Annotated in this window: 19 protein-coding genes and 1 pseudogene; 19 read left to right on the top strand and 1 reads right to left on the bottom strand. The window is 28.8% G+C overall.

Going from position 1 to position 19,562, the window contains the following annotated elements; translation table 11 throughout:
• Positions 1 to 59 precede the first annotated feature (59 nt).
• The 18 genes and pseudogenes from NY022_RS06260 (at position 60) to recO (ending at position 13,831) form a co-directional block, all read left to right on the top strand.
• Positions 60 to 485: a hypothetical protein gene (locus NY022_RS06260; RefSeq protein ID WP_267524498.1), complete on the top strand. Its 426-nt coding sequence runs from the start codon at positions 60 to 62 to the stop codon at positions 483 to 485.
• 9 nt (positions 486 to 494) lie between these two features.
• Positions 495 to 983, top strand: coding sequence for a F0F1 ATP synthase subunit B (locus NY022_RS06265; protein ID WP_267524500.1), 489 nt, complete (start codon positions 495 to 497; stop codon positions 981 to 983).
• The gene (locus NY022_RS06270; RefSeq protein ID WP_267524502.1) at positions 983 to 1,489 is read left to right on the top strand and encodes a F0F1 ATP synthase subunit delta; all 507 of its coding nucleotides are present in this window, start codon (positions 983 to 985) and stop codon (positions 1,487 to 1,489) included. The genes NY022_RS06265 and NY022_RS06270 overlap by 1 nt, the downstream gene beginning before the upstream one ends.
• A 9-nt stretch (positions 1,490 to 1,498) precedes the next feature.
• Positions 1,499 to 3,004, top strand: coding sequence for a F0F1 ATP synthase subunit alpha (gene atpA, locus NY022_RS06275; protein ID WP_267524504.1), 1,506 nt, complete (start codon positions 1,499 to 1,501; stop codon positions 3,002 to 3,004).
• Positions 3,005 to 3,012: 8 nt separating this feature from the next.
• Entirely contained in the window at positions 3,013 to 3,891 is an 879-nt protein-coding gene (atpG, locus tag NY022_RS06280) for an ATP synthase F1 subunit gamma (RefSeq protein ID WP_267524506.1), read from the top strand.
• An 8-nt stretch (positions 3,892 to 3,899) separates the two neighbouring features.
• Entirely contained in the window at positions 3,900 to 5,297 is a 1,398-nt protein-coding gene (gene atpD / locus NY022_RS06285) for a F0F1 ATP synthase subunit beta (RefSeq protein ID WP_267524508.1), read from the top strand.
• Between the two features lies 1 nt (position 5,298).
• Positions 5,299 to 5,676: an ATP synthase F1 subunit epsilon gene (atpC, locus tag NY022_RS06290; RefSeq protein ID WP_267524510.1), complete on the top strand. Its 378-nt coding sequence runs from the start codon at positions 5,299 to 5,301 to the stop codon at positions 5,674 to 5,676.
• Entirely contained in the window at positions 5,677 to 6,204 is a 528-nt protein-coding gene (locus NY022_RS06295; RefSeq protein ID WP_267524512.1) for a MotA/TolQ/ExbB proton channel family protein, read from the top strand.
• Positions 6,194 to 6,586, top strand: a complete 393-nt coding sequence (locus tag NY022_RS06300; RefSeq protein ID WP_267524515.1) for an ExbD/TolR family protein — start codon at positions 6,194 to 6,196, stop codon at positions 6,584 to 6,586. Before NY022_RS06295 ends, NY022_RS06300 begins: the two co-directional genes overlap by 11 nt.
• Complete coding sequence (locus tag NY022_RS06305) at positions 6,583 to 7,410, top strand: hypothetical protein (RefSeq protein ID WP_267524517.1); 828 nt, start codon at positions 6,583 to 6,585, stop codon at positions 7,408 to 7,410. The genes NY022_RS06300 and NY022_RS06305 overlap by 4 nt, the downstream gene beginning before the upstream one ends.
• On the top strand, positions 7,407 to 8,573 hold the full coding sequence (tolB, locus tag NY022_RS06310) for a Tol-Pal system protein TolB (protein WP_267524519.1): 1,167 nt from the start codon (positions 7,407 to 7,409) through the stop codon (positions 8,571 to 8,573). The genes NY022_RS06305 and tolB overlap by 4 nt, the downstream gene beginning before the upstream one ends.
• 63 nt (positions 8,574 to 8,636) lie before the next feature.
• A complete protein-coding gene (locus tag NY022_RS06315) occupies positions 8,637 to 9,125 on the top strand; it encodes an OmpA family protein (protein ID WP_267524521.1) in 489 nt (162 codons plus the stop codon).
• A gap of 3 nt (positions 9,126 to 9,128) precedes the next feature.
• On the top strand, positions 9,129 to 9,980 hold the full coding sequence (locus NY022_RS06320) for a tetratricopeptide repeat protein (protein WP_267524522.1): 852 nt from the start codon (positions 9,129 to 9,131) through the stop codon (positions 9,978 to 9,980).
• A 13-nt stretch (positions 9,981 to 9,993) separates the two neighbouring features.
• The gene (locus NY022_RS06325) at positions 9,994 to 10,593 is read left to right on the top strand and encodes an FKBP-type peptidyl-prolyl cis-trans isomerase (protein ID WP_267524525.1); all 600 of its coding nucleotides are present in this window, start codon (positions 9,994 to 9,996) and stop codon (positions 10,591 to 10,593) included.
• A gap of 216 nt (positions 10,594 to 10,809) precedes the next feature.
• On the top strand, positions 10,810 to 11,787 hold the full coding sequence (locus NY022_RS06330; protein ID WP_267524527.1) for an ACP S-malonyltransferase: 978 nt from the start codon (positions 10,810 to 10,812) through the stop codon (positions 11,785 to 11,787).
• A pseudogene (locus NY022_RS06335) lies at positions 11,784 to 12,464 on the top strand (5'-methylthioadenosine/adenosylhomocysteine nucleosidase); the annotation flags it as partial. The gene NY022_RS06330 and the pseudogene NY022_RS06335, both read left to right, overlap by 4 nt.
• Positions 12,450 to 13,232, top strand: coding sequence for an ATP-binding protein (locus NY022_RS06340; protein ID WP_267524646.1), 783 nt, complete (start codon positions 12,450 to 12,452; stop codon positions 13,230 to 13,232). The pseudogene NY022_RS06335 and the gene NY022_RS06340, both read left to right, overlap by 15 nt.
• Entirely contained in the window at positions 13,220 to 13,831 is a 612-nt protein-coding gene (recO, locus tag NY022_RS06345; protein ID WP_267524529.1) for a recombination protein RecO, read from the top strand. Before NY022_RS06340 ends, recO begins: the two co-directional genes overlap by 13 nt.
• Positions 13,832 to 13,864: 33 nt before the next feature.
• Here the strand turns inward: recO and aldA are convergent, their stop codons facing one another.
• On the bottom strand, positions 13,865 to 15,307 hold the full coding sequence (gene aldA, locus NY022_RS06350; protein ID WP_267524531.1) for an aldehyde dehydrogenase: 1,443 nt from the start codon (positions 15,305 to 15,307) through the stop codon (positions 13,865 to 13,867).
• Positions 15,308 to 15,414: 107 nt separating this feature from the next.
• On the opposite strand from aldA, the gene NY022_RS06355 reads away from it, so the two are divergent.
• Positions 15,415 to 19,467, top strand: coding sequence for a hypothetical protein (locus NY022_RS06355; RefSeq protein WP_267524533.1), 4,053 nt, complete (start codon positions 15,415 to 15,417; stop codon positions 19,465 to 19,467).
• The last annotated feature ends 95 nt before the right edge of the window (positions 19,468 to 19,562 follow it).

The raw sequence follows: 19,562 nt of genomic DNA on the forward strand, positions 1-19,562 counted from the left end.
TAAACATATTTTCATTTTTTTATGTTAGTATTGTTAGATATTACATTTAAGGAGAATAAATGTTTGATGATTTAGACCCTAAGTTGATGTTGATAACAGGGGTTTTGTTTTTAATTCTTATTTGGGTTTTAAACAATATTCTTTATAAACCTCTTTTAAATTTTATGTCAAATAGAGAAGAAGGTATTAGAGAAGATGAAAATAAGATTAATCAAAATAATTCTGATGTTAACAACAACGAAATTTTAATTGGTAAGATTTATGCTGATGCTAGAGCAAAGTCTCAAAGTATTAAAAATGAGCATATTAAGGTTGCTAAAGATAAAGCTGCTGATTTGGTTAATAAGAAGAAGCTTGCTTTAGATGAAGAATTTAGTGCATTTACATCTAATTTGATGTTAGAAAAAGAAAAGTTTAAAAATGAACTAAGGGAAGAATTAGTTGTTTGTAATGCTGTAATCAAGTCTAACTTGGATAGAATTTAGAGGTGTTTTATGAATAGGATAATTTTGATTTTATTACCTAGTTTTTTATTAGCTTCAGAGACTGATATATTACCTAGAAGTATCAATTTTGTAATTTTTGTGATTATTATGTATTACTTAATTGCTGATAAAGTTAAGGTTATATATAACAGTAGGATTAGCTCTATACAAAATCGGTTAATAACTATTGAAAAAGATTTAGATGAAGCAAAGAAAAAAAAGGAAGATGCTATTAAAAGAATAGAAAAAGCTAATAATGAGGCTGATGAGATAGTTGCTTTAGCTAAATTACAAGCTGAAAAAATTGGTGAAAATATATTAAAAGATGTTGAATCTGAAATCAGTCAGTTAGAAAAAACTCACAATGAGCATAAAATTTTTGCTGAGAGAAAAGCTAAATTAGAAGTTGTTGATGAGTTACTTGATGAGATATTAAAGTCTAATATTAATTTGAAACAAAAAGAATTATTAGATATTATTTATAAAAAGGTAAGCTGATGGAAAAGTATTCAAGTATAATAATGAATAGAAATGATAGATCAGAATTTTTATTAAACTTAGAAATTTTAAGTTATGCTTTTAAAGATAAAAAATTATTAGAAGTAATTAAAGCGGTTGATATAAAATCAGATGTTAAAATTAGATTTTTGCTTAGCTTGTTGCAAAATACTAAACAGGAATTTATTAATTTTTTAAAGGTTTTAATATTAAATAATAAATTGGAGTTAATTCCACTTATTTATGATAATTTAGTTAAAAAAATAGCGTTAGAAGATAATATTTGTTATGGTGTTATATATTCTAAGGAAAGTATTTTAGATGACGATATAAGAATTTATGAAAATAAACTTAGTGAACGTTTTTCTAAAAATATAAAATTAAAAAATATTATTAGTAATAATGATGAGATTAGGGTTTATATAGAAGACTTAGGGTATGAAATTACAGTTTCAAATACTTCATTAAGAGAAAAACTAAAACAGCATATAATAAAAGTAATTTAAGGAGCAAGAGTGAGTTTTAATGCAAATGAAATTAGTTCAATTATAAAAGAGAGAATTGAAAATTTTGATTTAAATTTAGAAATCGAAGAAACAGGTAAGGTGATTTCAGTAGCCGATGGTGTTGCTAATGTTTTTGGCTTAAAAAATGTTATGGCTGGTGAAATGGTTGAATTTGAAAATGGTGAAAAAGGTATGGCGCTGAATTTAGAAGAAAGCAGTGTTGGTATCGTTGTTTTAGGTTCAGATTCAAAAATTAAAGAAGGTAGTTCAGTTAAGAGATTAAAGCAATTATTAAAAGTTCCAGTTGGTGGTGAATTAGTAGGGCGTGTTGTTAATGCCTTAGGTGAACCAATTGATGCTAAAGGTGTTATTAATACTAGTAAGTTTGCTTTTGTAGAAGAAAAAGCTAAAGGTATTATGGCTAGAAAAAGTGTCCATGAGCCTTTACAAACTGGTCTTAAGGCTATAGATGCTTTGGTACCAATTGGTCGTGGACAAAGAGAATTAATTATTGGAGATAGACAAACAGGGAAAACAACCGTGGCTGTAGATACCATAATTAATCAAAAGGGACAAGATGTAATTTGTATATATGTTGCGATAGGGCAAAAACAAAGTACTGTTGCTCAAGTTGTTAAAAAACTTGAAGAACATGGTGCTATGGATTATACTATAGTAGTAAGTGCAACTGCAAGTGATGCGGCAGCATTGCAATATCTTGCACCATATACAGGCGTTACAATGGGTGAATATTTTAGAGATAATTCTCGTCATGCTTTAATAGTTTATGATGATTTAAGTAAGCACGCAGTAGCTTATCGTGAAATGAGCTTGATTTTACGCCGTCCTCCAGGTCGTGAAGCTTATCCAGGGGATGTATTCTATCTACACTCAAGATTATTAGAAAGAGCTTCGAAATTAAGTGATGCTTTAGGTGCGGGTTCATTAACAGCTTTACCTATTATTGAAACTCAAGCAGGAGATGTTTCAGCATATATACCAACTAACGTTATTTCAATTACAGATGGACAAATATTCTTAGAAACCGATTTATTTAACTCTGGTATTCGTCCTGCTATTAACGTAGGTTTGTCAGTATCTAGGGTAGGTGGTTCTGCTCAAATTAAAGCTACAAAACAAGTATCAGGAACACTAAGATTAGACCTTGCACAATATCGTGAATTACAAGCATTCGCACAATTTGCAAGTGATTTAGATGAGAGTTCAAGAAAACAATTAGAGCGTGGTCAAAGAATGGTTGAAGTGCTAAAACAGCCACCTTATTTACCACTTCCAATAGAAAAGCAAATAATATTAATTTATGCTGGTTCTAGAGGATTTTTAGATGATGTTGAACTCAATAAAATTAGTAAATTTGAAGTAGAATTATATAATTATGTAGAATTGAAGGCACCAGAGATATTTGAACAAATAAGAACTAAAAAAGCTATAGATAAAGAATTAGAAGAAAAAATTAATAATTTATTAAATGAGTTTAAAGTAACACAAGCGTAGGTTTAATTATGGCAAATTTAAAAGAAATTAAGAGAAAGATTAAAAGCGTTCATAACACTCAAAAAACTACAAATGCTATGAAATTGGTTTCTACTGCTAAATTAAAAAAGGCAGAGGAACTAGCTAAAAAGTCTAGAACATATGCTAATAAATTAGAGTCTGTTATGCAAGAAATCTCATTTAAGTTGAGTCAGTATGATTTAGCTAAGGAAAGTAGATTTTTTGGTAAACACGAAACTAAAGTGATAGATATTATTTTTATAACTTCGGATAAAGGTTTATGTGGTGGATTTAATATAAAAACTTTAAAAGAAGTTAATAAAATAATTAAGGAAAATACTGACAGAGGTGTTAAAACAAGACTAAGGGCTATTGGTAAGGTTGGTATTGAGTTTTTTAATTTTCAAAAAATTGAAATCTTAGAAAAATATGTACAGGTTAGTTCTACACCTAGTTATGAAAAAGCTAGAGATATAATAAATTTAGCTATAAAAGATTTTGAAGATGGATTAACAGATAAAATTATTTTAGTTCATAATGGATATAAAAATATGATATCTCAAGAATTATATGTACAAAATTTATTACCTGTTGAATCTATTGAAACAAAAGAGATACATTCTGAATCTTTACTAGAAATCGAACCTGATAGCAAAGAAGTTTTAGAAGAATTATTAAAAAGATATGTTGAATATAGTATGTTTTATTCATTAATTGATAGTTTAGCTGCCGAACATAGTGCTAGAATGCAAGCTATGGATAATGCAACTAATAATGCAAAAGAAAGAGTTAAAGAATTAAATTTAGCATACAATAAAGCAAGACAAGAAAGTATCACTACTGAATTAATTGAAATTATTAGTGGTGTTGAATCAATGAAAGGATAGGAGAGTATATGCAAGGATTTATATCTCAGGTTATGGGACCTGTTGTAGATGTTGATTTTAGTGATTATTTACCACAAATCAATGAAGCAATTGAAGTATATTATGAAGTAGATGGAAAAGAAATTCGTTTGATATTAGAAGTTGCCGCTCACCTTGGTGATGGTCGTGTTAGAACAATTGCTATGGATATGACTGATGGTTTAGTAAGAGGAACTAAGGCTGTTAGTTTAGGTGCTCCAATTAGCGTTCCTGTAGGTGAAAAAGTTTTAGGAAGAATTTTTAACGTCGTTGGGGATTTGATAGACGAGGGAGAAAATGTAAATTTTGAAACTCGTTGGGCTATTCATAGAGAACCACCTAAATTTGAAGAACAAAGTACAAAAAGTGAAGTTTTTGAAACGGGAATTAAGGTAATTGATTTACTTGCTCCTTATGCAAAAGGTGGTAAAGTAGGATTATTTGGTGGTGCTGGTGTTGGTAAAACTGTTGTTATTATGGAGCTTATCCATAATGTTGCTTATAAGCATAGTGGTTATTCAGTATTTGCTGGTGTTGGTGAGAGAACTCGTGAAGGAAATGACCTTTATAATGAAATGAAAGAAGGTAATGTTTTAGATAAAGTTGCTTTATGCTATGGTCAAATGAATGAACCACCAGGGGCAAGAAATCGTATTGCTTTAACAGGTCTTACAATGGCTGAATATTTTAGAGATGAAATGGGACTTGATGTTTTAATGTTTATTGATAATATTTTTAGATTTTCTCAATCAGGTTCAGAAATGTCAGCTTTACTTGGTCGTATTCCTTCAGCTGTTGGTTATCAGCCAACTTTAGCAAGTGAAATGGGTAAATTCCAAGAAAGAATTACATCAACTAAAAAAGGTTCAATTACTTCAGTTCAAGCTGTTTATGTTCCTGCTGATGACTTAACAGACCCAGCGCCTGCAACTGTTTTTGCTCACTTAGACGCTACAACTGTTTTAAATAGAAGTATTGCTGAAAAAGGAATTTATCCTGCGGTTGACCCACTTGATTCAACTTCAAGAATGCTTGACCCACAAATTATTGGCGAAGAGCATTATAAGGTAGCTCGTGGAGTTCAAAGTGTGCTTCAAAAATATAAAGACTTACAAGATATCATAGCTATTTTAGGTATGGATGAGCTTAGCGAAGAAGATAAATTAGTTGTTGAAAGAGCTAGAAAAATTGAGAAATTCTTATCACAACCATTCTTCGTAGCTGAAATTTTCACAGGAACACCTGGTAAATATATTAGCTTAGAAGAAACTATAGCAGGTTTTAAAGGTATATTAGAGGGTAAATTCGATCATTTACCTGAGAATGCTTTTTATATGGTTGGTAATATTGATGAAGCTGTTGAGAAGGCAGAAAAACTAAAGGCTTAATATGAATAAATTAACTTTAGAAATAGTTACTCCACATGGTGAGATATTTAATTCTGAGATTAAATCAGTTTTAATACCTGGTGGTGAAGGTGAGTTTGGTGTTTTACCAAACCACGCTTCTGTTATATCTTTATTAAGAGCAGGCGTAATTACAATTGAGAATTTAGATTCAAGCAAAGAATTGATAGCTATAGATTCTGGGCACGCAAAGGTAGATGAGAGTAGTGTTATAATTCTAGCTCAGGGTGCTGTTTATTTAGGAGGCAGTGATAAATCAATAAGTAAGCAAAAATTAGAAGAGGCTAAGGCTTTATTGGAGTCAGCTGGTGCTAATTCAGCTACTTTAGCAGCTACAATAGGAAGATTGGATTCTAAATAAATGGGTATATTTATAGATTTTGACGTAGCTACTTTGTTAGCTGTTGGAATTTTAGTTTTTTATTCTATCGTTGCTTTAGCGATTTTTTTATATCGCTTTAGCAATCTTTCTATTTTTTATTCAAGAGAGTTGAAAAGCTTAGATAGATTAATTAAAAATCAGGATTTGTATTTTGAATCTTATTTTAAACCTTGTGAAGGCTCGATTAAGAAGTTAGAGATTTTTTACAATGAAGCTTCAAAAATGCTTAGCGAAGGGCTTACTTGGCTTAGTATAATTGCTACTACTTCACCTTTTATAGGTTTGTTTGGGACGGTGATATCTATATATCTTACGCTTGTTTCATTAGGAGATAATTCTAGTATTTCTCAAATTTCATCACCGATAGGACATGCTTTAATTGCTACTGCCGCTGGTATTATATCAGCTGTTTTATCTTATACCTTTCATTTAATTATTAAAAGAAAAGTATATGAGTGTTTAAATATATTAGAGAGTCAAATAAAAATTTTAACAAATGAAAAATGATTTTTTAAACGATAGTCCAGAGTTAAATATAACTCCATTAGTGGATGTTATGTTGGTTTTAGTTGTGATTTTAATGCTTATAGTTCCTAATGTTAAATACGATGAAAATATTAATTTGCCTGATGGTTCTAAAAGTTCTCAATCAACAGCAAAAAAAGATGATATGCGTATTAGTGTAAAAAAAGATTATGTTATTTTTAATAATAAAAAATACACTCATATTGAATTTGGAGATAATTTTAATTTAGAAAAAAGCAATTTTGATACTGAAAAAGTCGTGTTTATTGCTGGTGATAAAGATATTAGTTATGATTTATTGATGCAAGTATTAACGATAGTTAAAAAAGCAGGATTTTTGAAAATTTCACTTCAAACAAAATGAGTAAAGTTTCAGCTTTTTTTTATTCTTGTTTAATATATTTTCTTACTGTTTTTATTATAGTATTTTTTTATATGTTTTTTAAGCCTAATGTTTTAAATTACGGCAATGATACTGTTGATGTATTATTTGTAGAAGATAATGAAATTAATAACAATAAGCAACAAAAACAAGATTATACAAAAGAAATAGCTAAGGTTGTTAAAGAAGATAGTGTTAAATCAGAAGAAAAAAATAAAGATGAAAAAAAGGAGATAAATAAGGTAGAAGAAAAAAAAGTTAAAAAAGAAGAAATAAATAAAGTTGAAGAAAAGGATAATACTTTAGATGATTTATTTAATGATTTAGATATTGGTGAAGTTAAGAAAAAGAATATAAAGCCTAAAACTAGTACTAAAGTTGAGAATAAATCACAGAGTAAAGTAGATAGTAGCTCTCAAAGCAATGAAAATCAAAAAAGTACCACTGTAAAATCAAATAATAATACTGAAGATTCAAAGACATCAGCTAGAGTTAGTGGTATTTATGACCCTTATTTTGGTAGAGTAAATGCTTATTTGAAAAATATATGGACTTTGGTTATTGCAGGTGAGAGTGGTATTGATGATAAAGAGATTTTTGAGATATCTTTTCAAATATCAAAAGATGGTATAATAAAGATAGATAATTCAAATTTCATTGAAAATACTATGTTAAGAAAGAAAGCTAGAGTATTTGTAGATACAGTCAATAATCAAAATAAAAATCTAGGTATTCCTCCTAACAATAAAGATTATAATGGAGTTTTGAGATTGTCAGTTGTTTTAAATATTAAGGAGATTAAATGAAAAAAATATGTTTAATTTTTATTAGTATTATTTGCTTAAATGCAAATATTATTATGGATGTAGTTGGTGAACAAGAAGTGCTAGCTAAGATTAGAATTACTACTAGTACTCCTATTGATTCTAATTTTGATAATATGATAAAAAACGATATTAATGTTAGTTCTAAATTTGAGATAGTTAGCGATAATGCTAATTATGAGTTAGATTATAAGTTACGTAATGTAGGTGATAACTATGAACTTGAGCTAACTTTAAATAATTTTGAAAATAAGTTAAAATACACAAAAACTTATTCATACCCAAGAAGTGCCTATGCTTTTTTATCACATAAGGCGATTTCACAGATGTTAAAAGATTTAAATATTGTTGATGTTGATTGGATGAATAGAAAAATACTTTTAACAAGAAAAATTGCTGCAAAGCAAAGTCAAATTTTAGTAGCTGATTATACATTAAACTACCAAAAAGTTGTAATGCAAGGTGGGTTAAATTTATTTGCTAAGTGGGCAGATACTGAACAAACATCATTTTACTACACAGATTACAATAAAGATATGCTAAGTATTTATAAATATAATTTATTAAATAACCAAAAAACATTAGTAACACAAAGCTATGGTATGTTAGCATTAACTGATGTTAGTAAAGATGGTTTAAAGGCATTACTTACTAAAACAGTGCAAGATCAACCTGAAGTTTATTTGATGGATTTAAATACTAAAACACAAACTAGACTTACTAATTATAATGGTATAGATGTTAGTGCTAAATTTATAGGAAATAATTCATTTGTTTTTGTGAGTGATAGAAGTTCATATCCAAATTTATACATACAAAATTTTGGTTCAGCTAATGCAAATCAATTAGTGTATCATGGTAGGAACAATTCAGCATTTAGTGTATATGATAATTATATAGCTTATTCTAGTCGTGAAAAATCAGGAGATTTTAATATTTATTTGATGGCAATAGATTCACAATATGTAAGGCAATTAACATTAAATGGTAGAAATACATTTCCAAGTTTTAGTCATGATGGAAAAACAATAATGTTTATAAAATCACTAGGGATGCAAAGTTCATTAGGAATTTTAAGGCTTGATGAGAATAAAGTGTATCATTTTCCACTAAAAGTTGGTAAAATTTCAACTTTAGATTGGTAATTAAATAAATTTTTAGTTTTATAAAATATAATTTACGTGCATTTTTTATGAAAGGAAAAAACAATGAAAAAATTAGCTTATGCTGTTGTTTTTGCAGCGTTAGTTGTAGGTTGTAGCCAAAAAGCTACAGTAGAAACTCCAAAGGTGGTAGAACAAACTCCTAGTTTTAATGTTAATACACAAGAAGACGCAAATTCTAGATTACAAAGAATTAATAGTTCTTTACAAAGTGTATATTTTGATTTTGATAAATACGATATCCGTTCAGATATGTATGGTGTAATATCAAATAATGCTGGTTTATTAAACAATGATGGTAAAGATTTTAATATTGTTGTTGAAGGTAACTGTGATGAGTGGGGTAGTGAAGAATATAACCAAGCTTTAGGTTTAAAAAGAGCAAAAGCAGTTAAAGATGCTTTAGAAACTCAAGGCGTTAGCAATTCAAGAATAGTTGTAAAAAGCTATGGTGAAAACAACCCAGTATGTAGTGAAAAAACTAAAGATTGTGATGCTCAAAATCGTAGAGCAGAAACTAAAGTTCAATTCTAATTTATGTTAAAAAGAATTTTTTTAATAGGGGCTTTAGCCCCTATTCTTATCGCAGAAATTTCAGCTTTTGACGCAGGTAATGTAAATGTTGATGAGCCTTATGGATTAACAGAAAATGAAAAGGTATTACTTGAAAATAAAAAAAAGGTTGAAAATTTAAGCAAGGGTTATACTGGGGTTGATTTTAAAACAAACAAAGCTTTAGAAAGAATTGATGGAATTCAAAGTGTTGTTGATAGTTTGAGCGATAAAACTTATAATTTTGAGACAAAATTATTAGAGGTTGAAAAATTTTCTAATGAAAAATCGGTTAGTGTTGACCAAGAAATTGAATCAATAAAAAAAGAATTAAAAAATCAAAGCAATAAGATAAATCAACTAAGTAAAGCAGTAAAAGAGCTCACAACTTTAGTTGAAAGTATAAATGCAAAAAAAGTTGTCAGTGCTGAAAATATTATTACAGCTGATAAGGAAGAAAATAAAACTATTTCTACTAGTATGAGTGCAGCTGATAAACTGAAAGAGGCTATGAGATTATATGATATTAAAGATTATGATAATTCAGCAAAATTATTTGAAGAGTTAATTAGCGTAAAGCACAAGCCAGCTCAATGTAATTTTTATTTAGGTCAGATTGCATATTCCCAAAAGTCTTATAAAGAGGCTGTTTATTATTATAAAACAAGTTCAGATTTATATAAAGCTCAAGGAGTACAAGCACCTAATATGCCTTTAATTTTATTAAATACAGCTAACAGTTTAAAAGCTTTAAAAGAAGTTGATAAAGCAAATAACTTTTATGCAGCACTTAAAAAACAATTTCCGAATTCAGATGAAGCTAGAAGTATAAATTAAGAAAGGATAAAAAATGGCTATAGAAAAAGATAGTGTAGTATCATTTAGTTTTATATTACGTGATGCTAAAACAAATGAAATATTAGAAGATAATTCAAATTTACCAGTTTCTTTTTTATTAGGTAGAGGACATATTTTAGAGTCTTTAGAAGAAGAATTAGCTAAGCTTAATATTGGGGAAGAAAGTGATATTTTAATTACTAAAGATAAAGCTTGGCAAGAATATGATGAGAATTTAATTCAAGAATTACCAAAAGAACAATTCGCAGGTATTGAATTAAGAGAAGGTTTGGAATTATTTGGTGAAAACGAAGATGGTTCTAATGTTAGGGTTATTGTTAAAGAAATTAAAGATAGTAGTGTAGTAATTGATTATAATCATCCTTATGCTGGTAAAGATTTGTTATTTACAGTTTTAGTAAGTGATGTAAGAGCTGCTACTGAAGATGAATTAGCTAGTGGTGCTGTATCACAGCCTGGTGGTTGCGGTTGTGGTCATCATGGTCAAGAAGGTTGTAAAGGAGATGGTAGTTGTGGACAACACGAGCATCATCACCATAATGACGGCTGTTGTGGTCATGAGCATAATCATGGCGGTTGTTGCGGTCATTAATATATTGACATACACTTTAATTAGGGTGATTTTTCGCCTTAATTAAATATTAATTTAATTATTCTACATATACAATATTTTATATTTTTGATTATTTATATAAATTTAATGTTTTATTTTATACTAACGAATTATACAAATTTAATTATATTTTTATAACAAATTAAATTGTTTTTTAATATATTAATTTTTAAATATAAATTAAAAAGGAAAAATATGAATTACGCATTTTTATACCCAGGTCAAGGTTCTCAAAGTGCTTTTATGGGTCAAGAATTATTTGATAATTTTGAGTTTGTAAGAAAAACTTATGATGAAGTTAGTAGTTTTTGTGGTATTGATTTTAAAGAATTAATTTTTAGTAAAAATGATAGATTAGATATAAGTGAATTTACCCAACCTGCAATATTACTAAATAGCATTATGTATTATAAAGTATTTGAAAAATTATTAGAAGAAAATGGAATTTCTTTAAGAAAAAAAGATGATATAAAGCCTTTTATTAGTTATGAAAACACTCCATCTTTAGGACATTCTTTAGGAGAATTTTCGGCTTTATGTGCAAATAATGCACTTGAATTAAAAAATGCTTTAAAGCTAGTAAATATGCGTGGAAAATATATGCAAGAATGTGCAAGTAGCGAAAATCCTGCTTCTATGATGGTTATTTTAGGTTTAGATGATAATTTAGTAGAAGAAATTTGTGCTAAAGCAAATAAGGAAAATAAGCAAATCTATGCTGCAAATTACAATTGCGATGGTCAAATAGTTGTAGCTGGGCTTAAAAAGGATTTAGAAAATAGCATAGATGATTTTAAAAATGCTGGAGCAAAAAGAGCAATGCTGCTTAATATGAGCGTAGCAAGTCATTGTCCTTTAATGCAAAGTGCAGCTAATAAATTAGAAAAAGAATTGTTATTTAATGATGATTTCATACCAGTAATCTCAAATGCTTTTACAAAGCCTTATAGCACTAAAAATGAAGCCATTTTAGCTATAAAAGAGCAACTTATTAAGCCTGTTTTATATAAACAAAGCATAAAAAGTATAGAAAATAGCGTTGATGGTTTTATAGAATTTGGAAGCAGTGTTTTATGCGGACTTAATAAAAAAATAACAAACAAACCAAGTATTAGTATAAAAAGCCTAGAAGATATTGAAAATTTTATAAAAACATTTAAGGAAAACCTATGAAAATAGCAATTTTAGGTGCTATGCGTGAAGAAATTGAGCCAATTTTAAATGAGTATTCTTATAAAGAGAGTAAATATGCAAATAATACTTATTATTTCATTGATTACGCAGGTCATGAACTAATTATTGCTTATTCAAAAATAGGCAAAGTAAATTCAGCTCTAAGTGCAAGTGTAATGATAGAAAAATATAAGGCTGATTGTTTGCTTTTTACAGGCGTTGCAGGGTCGCTTAATCCTAATTTAAAAATAGGGGATTTATTAATTGCAGAAGAATTAGTGCAGCACGATATAGATATAACAGCATTCGGACACAAACCTGGCTATGTCCCTGAAACTAGCGTTTTTATAAAAACAAGTGAAAAATTAAATAATATTGCTAAAAAAGTAGCAAAAGAGCTTGATTTAAATGTAGTTAGCGGCATTATTGCGACATCAGACCAATTTATTTGCGATGAAACTAAGAAAAATTGGATTAAAGATACTTTTAATGCTGATGCGGTTGAGATGGAAGGAGCAAGCGTTGCTTTAGTTTGCGAAAGCCTTAATGTGCCTTGTTTTATATTAAGAGCAATTAGTGATGATGCAGGTGGAAATGCTGATGTTAGTTTTGATGAGTTTTTAGAACTAGCTGCTAAAAATAGTGCTAGATTTGTCTTAAAAATGTGCGAACATTTGTTTAAAAATGAGCTTAGCAAAAGACTTATTAAAGAAGTAGCAAGAGCTTGTGATAAGTTTAATTTAATTGAAGAAGGCGATAAGGTTTTAGTAGGACTTAGCGGTGGAAAAGATAGCTTAAGCTTACTGATGCTACTTAAACATATGCAAAGAGCAGTCCCATTTAAGTTTGAATTTGAAGCAGTAACGCTTAGCTATGGAATGGGCGAAGATTATAAATATCTAAGTAATTATTGCAAGATTTTAGGCATAAAGCATACAATAATTGAAAGTAATATTTATGAGATTTCTAGTGAAAAAATCCGTCAAAATTCAAGCTTTTGCTCGTTTTTCTCTCGTATGAGAAGGGGATATTTATACACTTATGCTAAGGAAAATGGCTTTAATAAATTAGCTTTAGGACACCATTTAGATGATGCTATTGAGAGCTTTTTTATGAATTTTACTTATAATGGAGCTTTAAGAACACTTGCTGTGAAATTCACTTCAGCACAAGGAATTACCGTAATTCGTCCTTTGATATTTGTTCGTGAAAGAATGCTAAGAGAAAATGCTATTAAAAATGGTCTTAAAACAATAGGAGATGAAGCTTGTCCTGCTATGAGATTTGATGTAAAAATGCCACACGCAAGAGCAGAAACAAAAGAGCTTTTAGCAAGTCTTGAAGCACAAAACCCAAAATTATTTAAAAGTCTTGAAAATGCCTTTTTTAACATTCATTACGATACTTTTTTTGCAAACGAAGGTGCTAATTATTGCAAGGAATAATTTTAAATACCTTTAGCGTTAGGGATAAAGATTTAATAGTCTTTATCCTAAGTAGCGAAGAATTAGTAAAATGCTATAGATTTTACGGAGTTAGACACTCACATTTAATAGTCGGAAATATTATTGATTATGAGCTAAGTATTCAGCCTTTATTTTTGCCAAAATTACATTCAACAATGCAACTAGCCTTGCCTTGGAATGATTATGAGATTATTAAGGCTTGGCAGAGTTTTTGTGTGCTTTTGTATGAGCATTTAAAAGATAATCAAGAGTGTGGAAGTTTTTATTATGATTTGTGTAATCAAATAATAACAAGACTTTCTATACAAGATTATAAGAGAGTGTTTTTAGACGCTTATGCAAGTCTTTTAGAATATGAGGGTCGTTTAAATTTTAGTGAATTTTGTTATGAGTGTAGTATAAAATTAAAAGATTTTTTTATGATAGGTGAAGGTTTTTTAATGTATTGTTCTAGTTGTAAAAATACTATAAAAATTAATAAATTTAAAATGGAAATTTATATAAAAACAAAAAGTTCAGCTATTTTTGAAGATGATGAAATTGATAAATTATATTTAGTTTTTTCTAAAAAAATTTGATATTTTGCTACGAATTTAATCGTAGCAAATTTTTTATCCGTTGAATTTAGTATTGTAATCAAGATAAACAACATGAGTTGCAAGATATTCATAAAGTCCATGCTTACCATCAGCACCACCTATGCCACTTTTTCTAAATCCTGCGTGAAAGCCTTGCATAGCTTCAAAATTCTCACGATTTATATAAGTTTCGCCAAACTTAATCTCACGGCAAGCTCTCATAGCTGTGTTTAGATTTTCTGTATAAATACTACTTGTAAGCCCATATTCACAATCATTTGCCATATCAATTGCTTCATCTAAAGTATCAAAGCTAGTAACTGGTAAAATCGGCGCAAAGATTTCTTTTTGCATAATATCGCTTTTATGGTCTGCATTGCTAAGTAGTGTAGCTGGGTAGAAATATCCACTAGTATCAGTAATCTTACCACCAACTTCTAATTTTGCACCTTGCTCAAGTGCGCGTTTTAGCATTGCATCAGCATTTTTAACACCCGCTTCATTTACAAGTGGTCCCATATCAAAATTACCTTTTGCAGTATTTCCGAATGTAATTTTGCTAAATTCATCAGCCATTTTGTTAATAAACTCATCATATCTTGATTTATGCACATATACGCGTTCTGCACAATTGCAAACTTGTCCGTTATTACAAATTCTACTTGCTTTAATTGCAGGAATTACTAAATCCATATTTGCATCTTTGCATACGATTGCAGGTGCTTTTCCACCAAGCTCAAGATTTACTTTTATAACATTTTTTGCAGCTGCTTGCATAACTCTAACTCCAGCTTCTACGCTACCTGTTACGCTTACCATTCCAATAAGTGGGTTTGAGCTTAGCTCATCTCCAACCTCACTTCCTTTTCCGCTAACAAGTGAGAAAACTCCTTTAGGAACTCCAGCTTCATGAGCTAATTTTGCAAATTCAAATGCGTTGTTTGGAGTTTCGCTACTTGGCTTAATTACTATTGTATTTCCTGTTACAAACGCAGGTGCAAGTTTTCTAACTATTAAGAAAAACGGGAAGTTCCAAGGTAAAATTCCTGTAGTAACACCAATTGCAGTTCTAAATAAAAAGATATTTTCATTTGCTCTATCGCTTTGAATGATTTCGCCTTCATAAGTTCTTGCAAATCCTGCCATATAATCTAAATAATCAGCCGTAAAATCAATCTCAACTTCAGCTAAACCTCTAACCTTGCCTTGCTCTTCTTGTAAAATATCAGCTAGTTTTACTCTATCTCTACGAATTAATTGTGCGATTTTTTTAAGGTAATTTGCGCGTTCAATAGCTGGAAGTGCTTCCCAGTTTTTACCCGCTCTTTTTGCAGCTTCAAGCGCTCTTTTAGCATCATCTCTTGTGCCTAGTGGATACTCACTAACTTGCTCTTTTGTAGCAGGATTATAAACAGGTGCCATTTCTCTTTTTTCGGCAACAAACTCACCATCAATATACATTTGATAACTCTTCATAACTTCTCCTTTAATTTAGTTTTAATTTGGTATTAAAATTTATCTTATTTTAGTGATAATTTATTTAATTAATATACAATTAATAAATTTATTTGATAGGAGAAAGTATGAAAAAAGTCATAGCAATGTCTATATGTACGATTAGCGTATTGTATGCTGTTCCTAATGATACAAAGGAGACAGCTTATGGACTATATTTTGGTAGCTTAGATCAAGCAACTTATAAGTCTGGACCTGGCGATAGGAGTAGAGTAGATGTTATACTTGGTTGTATGCATGCTAATGGTGGTAGTGAGCGTATGGCTGTTGATGATTGTGCTCAAATTACTCAAGTATATAAAGCTAAAACTGATAGAGGTATATTATATAAAAACAATGAAAAAATAGATAATTATACATTAAGAGATAATATATGGTGTATGGAAAGTTCTAATACAAAATTAGGTAGCGATGCTACACCTAACGTTAACGATTTTGTAAGCGATATAAATTCTACTACAGCTAGTAATATTTTGCGTATAACACAAGATGATGCTAGTGTAATAAAAAATAATCATAAAACTAGTGTTTATAAATATGAACAAGGATATTATCAAGAATCTTATAAAAATATCTCTGTAGATACTACAGGTAGATTAAGAGTTGTTAGTAATGGTGATAAACCATTTAGTTTTTATTTAGCTAGAAATTTTGAAAATCGTTCTTTGGATGTTTATAATTTTGTTAAGGATTATGTTGGTATTCAAAGTGGTTTTATGACTATGGATTATAGTCGTAAAGATGAGGGAGCTTACAATGGTTTATATAGCGTGAATTGGTCTCGTAATAGTGATGGTTCAGCTAAAGATAGACCATATACTGACGCTTGCAATTATTATGGGTATTATGAACGTGACTGGTCAAAAATTAATAAAAATAGTAAATTTGGTTGTAATTATTTTAAAAATTATTCTAGTTTAAATCAAATAGAAAGATATGTTAGATTTTATTATTCTTTAGCTAATGATTATGGTTGCACTATACATGAAACAAATACCAATGATATTATGCAGGATAATCAAAGACCTAGAGGTTCAGGGGTAGAATTTTATGCTGTAACTAATGATAAGAATAAGGAATTGATGTATAGAATTATGCCTTCTGGTGCATTGTTTAATCAATATAATAGTGATAGAAATAATAAATACAATAATAAAGGTGCTACTTTAGATAAATTAATAAATGGAAGTAATAGTTGTAAGATGGCAGTAGAAGGTATAACTGTTAAAAATTTATTAACTTATTCTCCAGCTGAGTTTAATCATGGTAATAGATGGGAATTTTTAAATCAAGAAACTTCTGGTATGTCAATATTTAATACAAGAAAATTTGGCTGGAGTAATACTATAGGAAAATGCTATTTTGCTAATATGCAATATTATGATAGAAGAGATAGTGAAAATGGTTTTACACCTTTTGAAGCTTTAACAGCGTTTGATTTTTTCTATGGAAATAACACTAAGAGATTTTTACAAAATTCATTAAATAATGCTGTTGCTACTTATTCTATTCATAGAGCTACTAAAGGTGGCATTTATACAAGTAATAAGGTTGGGGTAGAACACGCCTTTACTTTAAATACTAGACCTACAAGTTTTCGTGGAAAAGATATAAGTGATACTAATACTAAAAATGGTGCTGTTAATGCTGATTATGAGTTGTATTTTTATCCAGATGCAACAGGAGTTGTAAAGACTGCTATTTTCGGAGATACTAGAAATGTTACAAAAGTAAACGGTGTTTCTGGTTACGATCTTGTAACTAGTCTAGATTTTGGTGAAAACAATAATGTTCAGTTACAATTTACTTATCAAAATCATAAAAATAGCGCTACACTAATAGATGTTGATAGATTAAAAGAGAGTAAATTTAAATTTACGAAGGGTGAAATAACAATAGTAGAATTAAAAAAATCTAATGACGGTTATAGTAAGACTGATAAAAAATATACTAGATATTTTACAAATGATTCAAATAAAATAGCTGATTATATGGCTTTGAGGGTTGATAATGCGTTTTTAAATACTATAGATTATGATAATAAACCTGTTTTAGCGACTGTACAATTAGAAGAAGCTGTATATGCTGATGACGATAGACCTTTTTATAGTGTAAATGGGGATACCATTGTAAACGCAAATGGTAGTATATTTGAAGTTGTTATTGATTTAACAGGATTTAAAAAGGGTGATGGAACTGAATTTGGAACAGTTTATAATAAAAACAATCCAAATAGCAATGAAACCCCTGATATTAATAATCCAGATGTAGTTCTTGAAGATGGTAAAGCTTATACTAGGATAGTAGGAACTCCTGTATTTATCGGTATAAAAAATTTAAAATATACTAATACTAATAAAATAGATAATGATGATATTATTATTTCATTTACAATAAATAAAGATGGTAATACAAACAGTGATATTCCATTTAGTTATAAAATAAATAAAGATACTAGTGTAAATATTTTAGAAAACAGTCCATTGCAAGAAAAGAATGCTTATCCATATAGAAATGGTGTAATTGAATTAAGAGATGCTCCAGTTGGAAAATACGAAGTATGCTATAAAATTTATTCTAAAAAAGATATAGAAACAGCTAAACAAACCGCTAATTTTATCCCTAATATGGAAGATAAATGTACTAATACATTTAGTATAAGACCTGCTTATATTGATTATAGAACAGATAAAAATTATGATGCTGGTGTGTTAAAACAAAATGGTGAATTTACTGCTGTGTTAAGAGATAATAAAGGTAATAAAATTATTAATACTCCTAATGAGTTCGGTTTAATTAAAGCTACATTAAATGTAAAAGATAGTAATACTAAAGACGATGATTCATTTGCTACTGGATACAACTTTGATTTGAATAATGATGCTAATAAAACTATTGATGATAATAACATTGTAGATTTTGTAAAAAATGGTGATGCTTATGAGGTTGTAGTTGGTATGCAATTTCCGTTTTCAACTGATACTAAGTTAAGGCTTACAGAAGGTAAATTTACATTAAATGATTCTAAAGATGATTTATGTAATAAAAGTGATTTAAATGGCAAGTCTAGTGATATTTTAGCTACAGCTAATAAAATAGGAAAAGATGGTAAAATTTATTGTGTAACGCCTAGTAATGGTGATTTGGCAATCAATTTTAAAAGTACTGCTGATTATAAATTAAGTGATCCTGTTTTAAAATCAGAAACTCCTGTTAAGGTATTTTTTACAACAAATGCTAGTGATGGTCATAAATTAGCAATTCCTTTTGTATTAAATAATAATGGTAATTCTGATTTAAAATATGTATATAAAAAATTTAATAATCCTTATACTTTTAAATATGATTTGAATTTTGATAACAAAGATAAGCAAGCACTTGAAAGATATTTAATAAATGTAGGCTCTAGAGTTAATGGTTTTGATGGATTAAAAACATTGATAAAAATTGATAGTGTCGCTCAAGATAAGATAAAAATTACTAGCACTGTATCAGAAGATGAACTAAATAAGAAATTTGATACTAAATTAAAAGAATTTAATAACGATGTAAAATCTAATAATATAGCTGATGTTATGAAAAGTTATGAAGCTAAAGATGGAGAAATTGTGGCGATTGTTGATTTAGCTTATTCTAAATATTATAAAACTAAAGCTAATGAAACTATAGATTCAATTAGTTTATTAAATAAACCTATGGTTGGCGAGTTTAAATTATTAAAAGGTTCTACTGCTACATTAGAGGAATCAGGTAAAGAAATTGCTAAAAGTAGTTTAAAAGATGATTATTCATTTATTTTTACAGGAGCTACTTATAAGGATACTGTTGCTAAGAAAGGTGATACAACAAAAATTCTTGAAAATAAAGACTTAGAAGTTTATTATTTAGATGAAAATTCACAAAAACGTAAATTAACAAGTGCTGAATATACTAACTTTGCTAATATATCTACTGGTTTGGACATTAATACGGATTATAATTCAGATGTTGTATCTGGTAGTGATATTGAAGTAAAACTAAATAAAGATATTGCAAAAAAAGAATATGTTAAAGAAGTTGTTAATATTAAAAATAGTGAAGATTTTCACGGTGGTAGTTTTACTATAGAATTCAAAAAATAATTTTTATATCAGTGTAATTTTTTACACTGATATACTATCTTTTAATTTATATAATTTAATTTGATTATTTTTTTGATAGATGGTGTTTGATTAGT

The organism is Campylobacter sp. MG1 (genome assembly GCF_026616895.1).
Classification (GTDB): domain Bacteria; phylum Campylobacterota; class Campylobacteria; order Campylobacterales; family Campylobacteraceae; genus Campylobacter_E.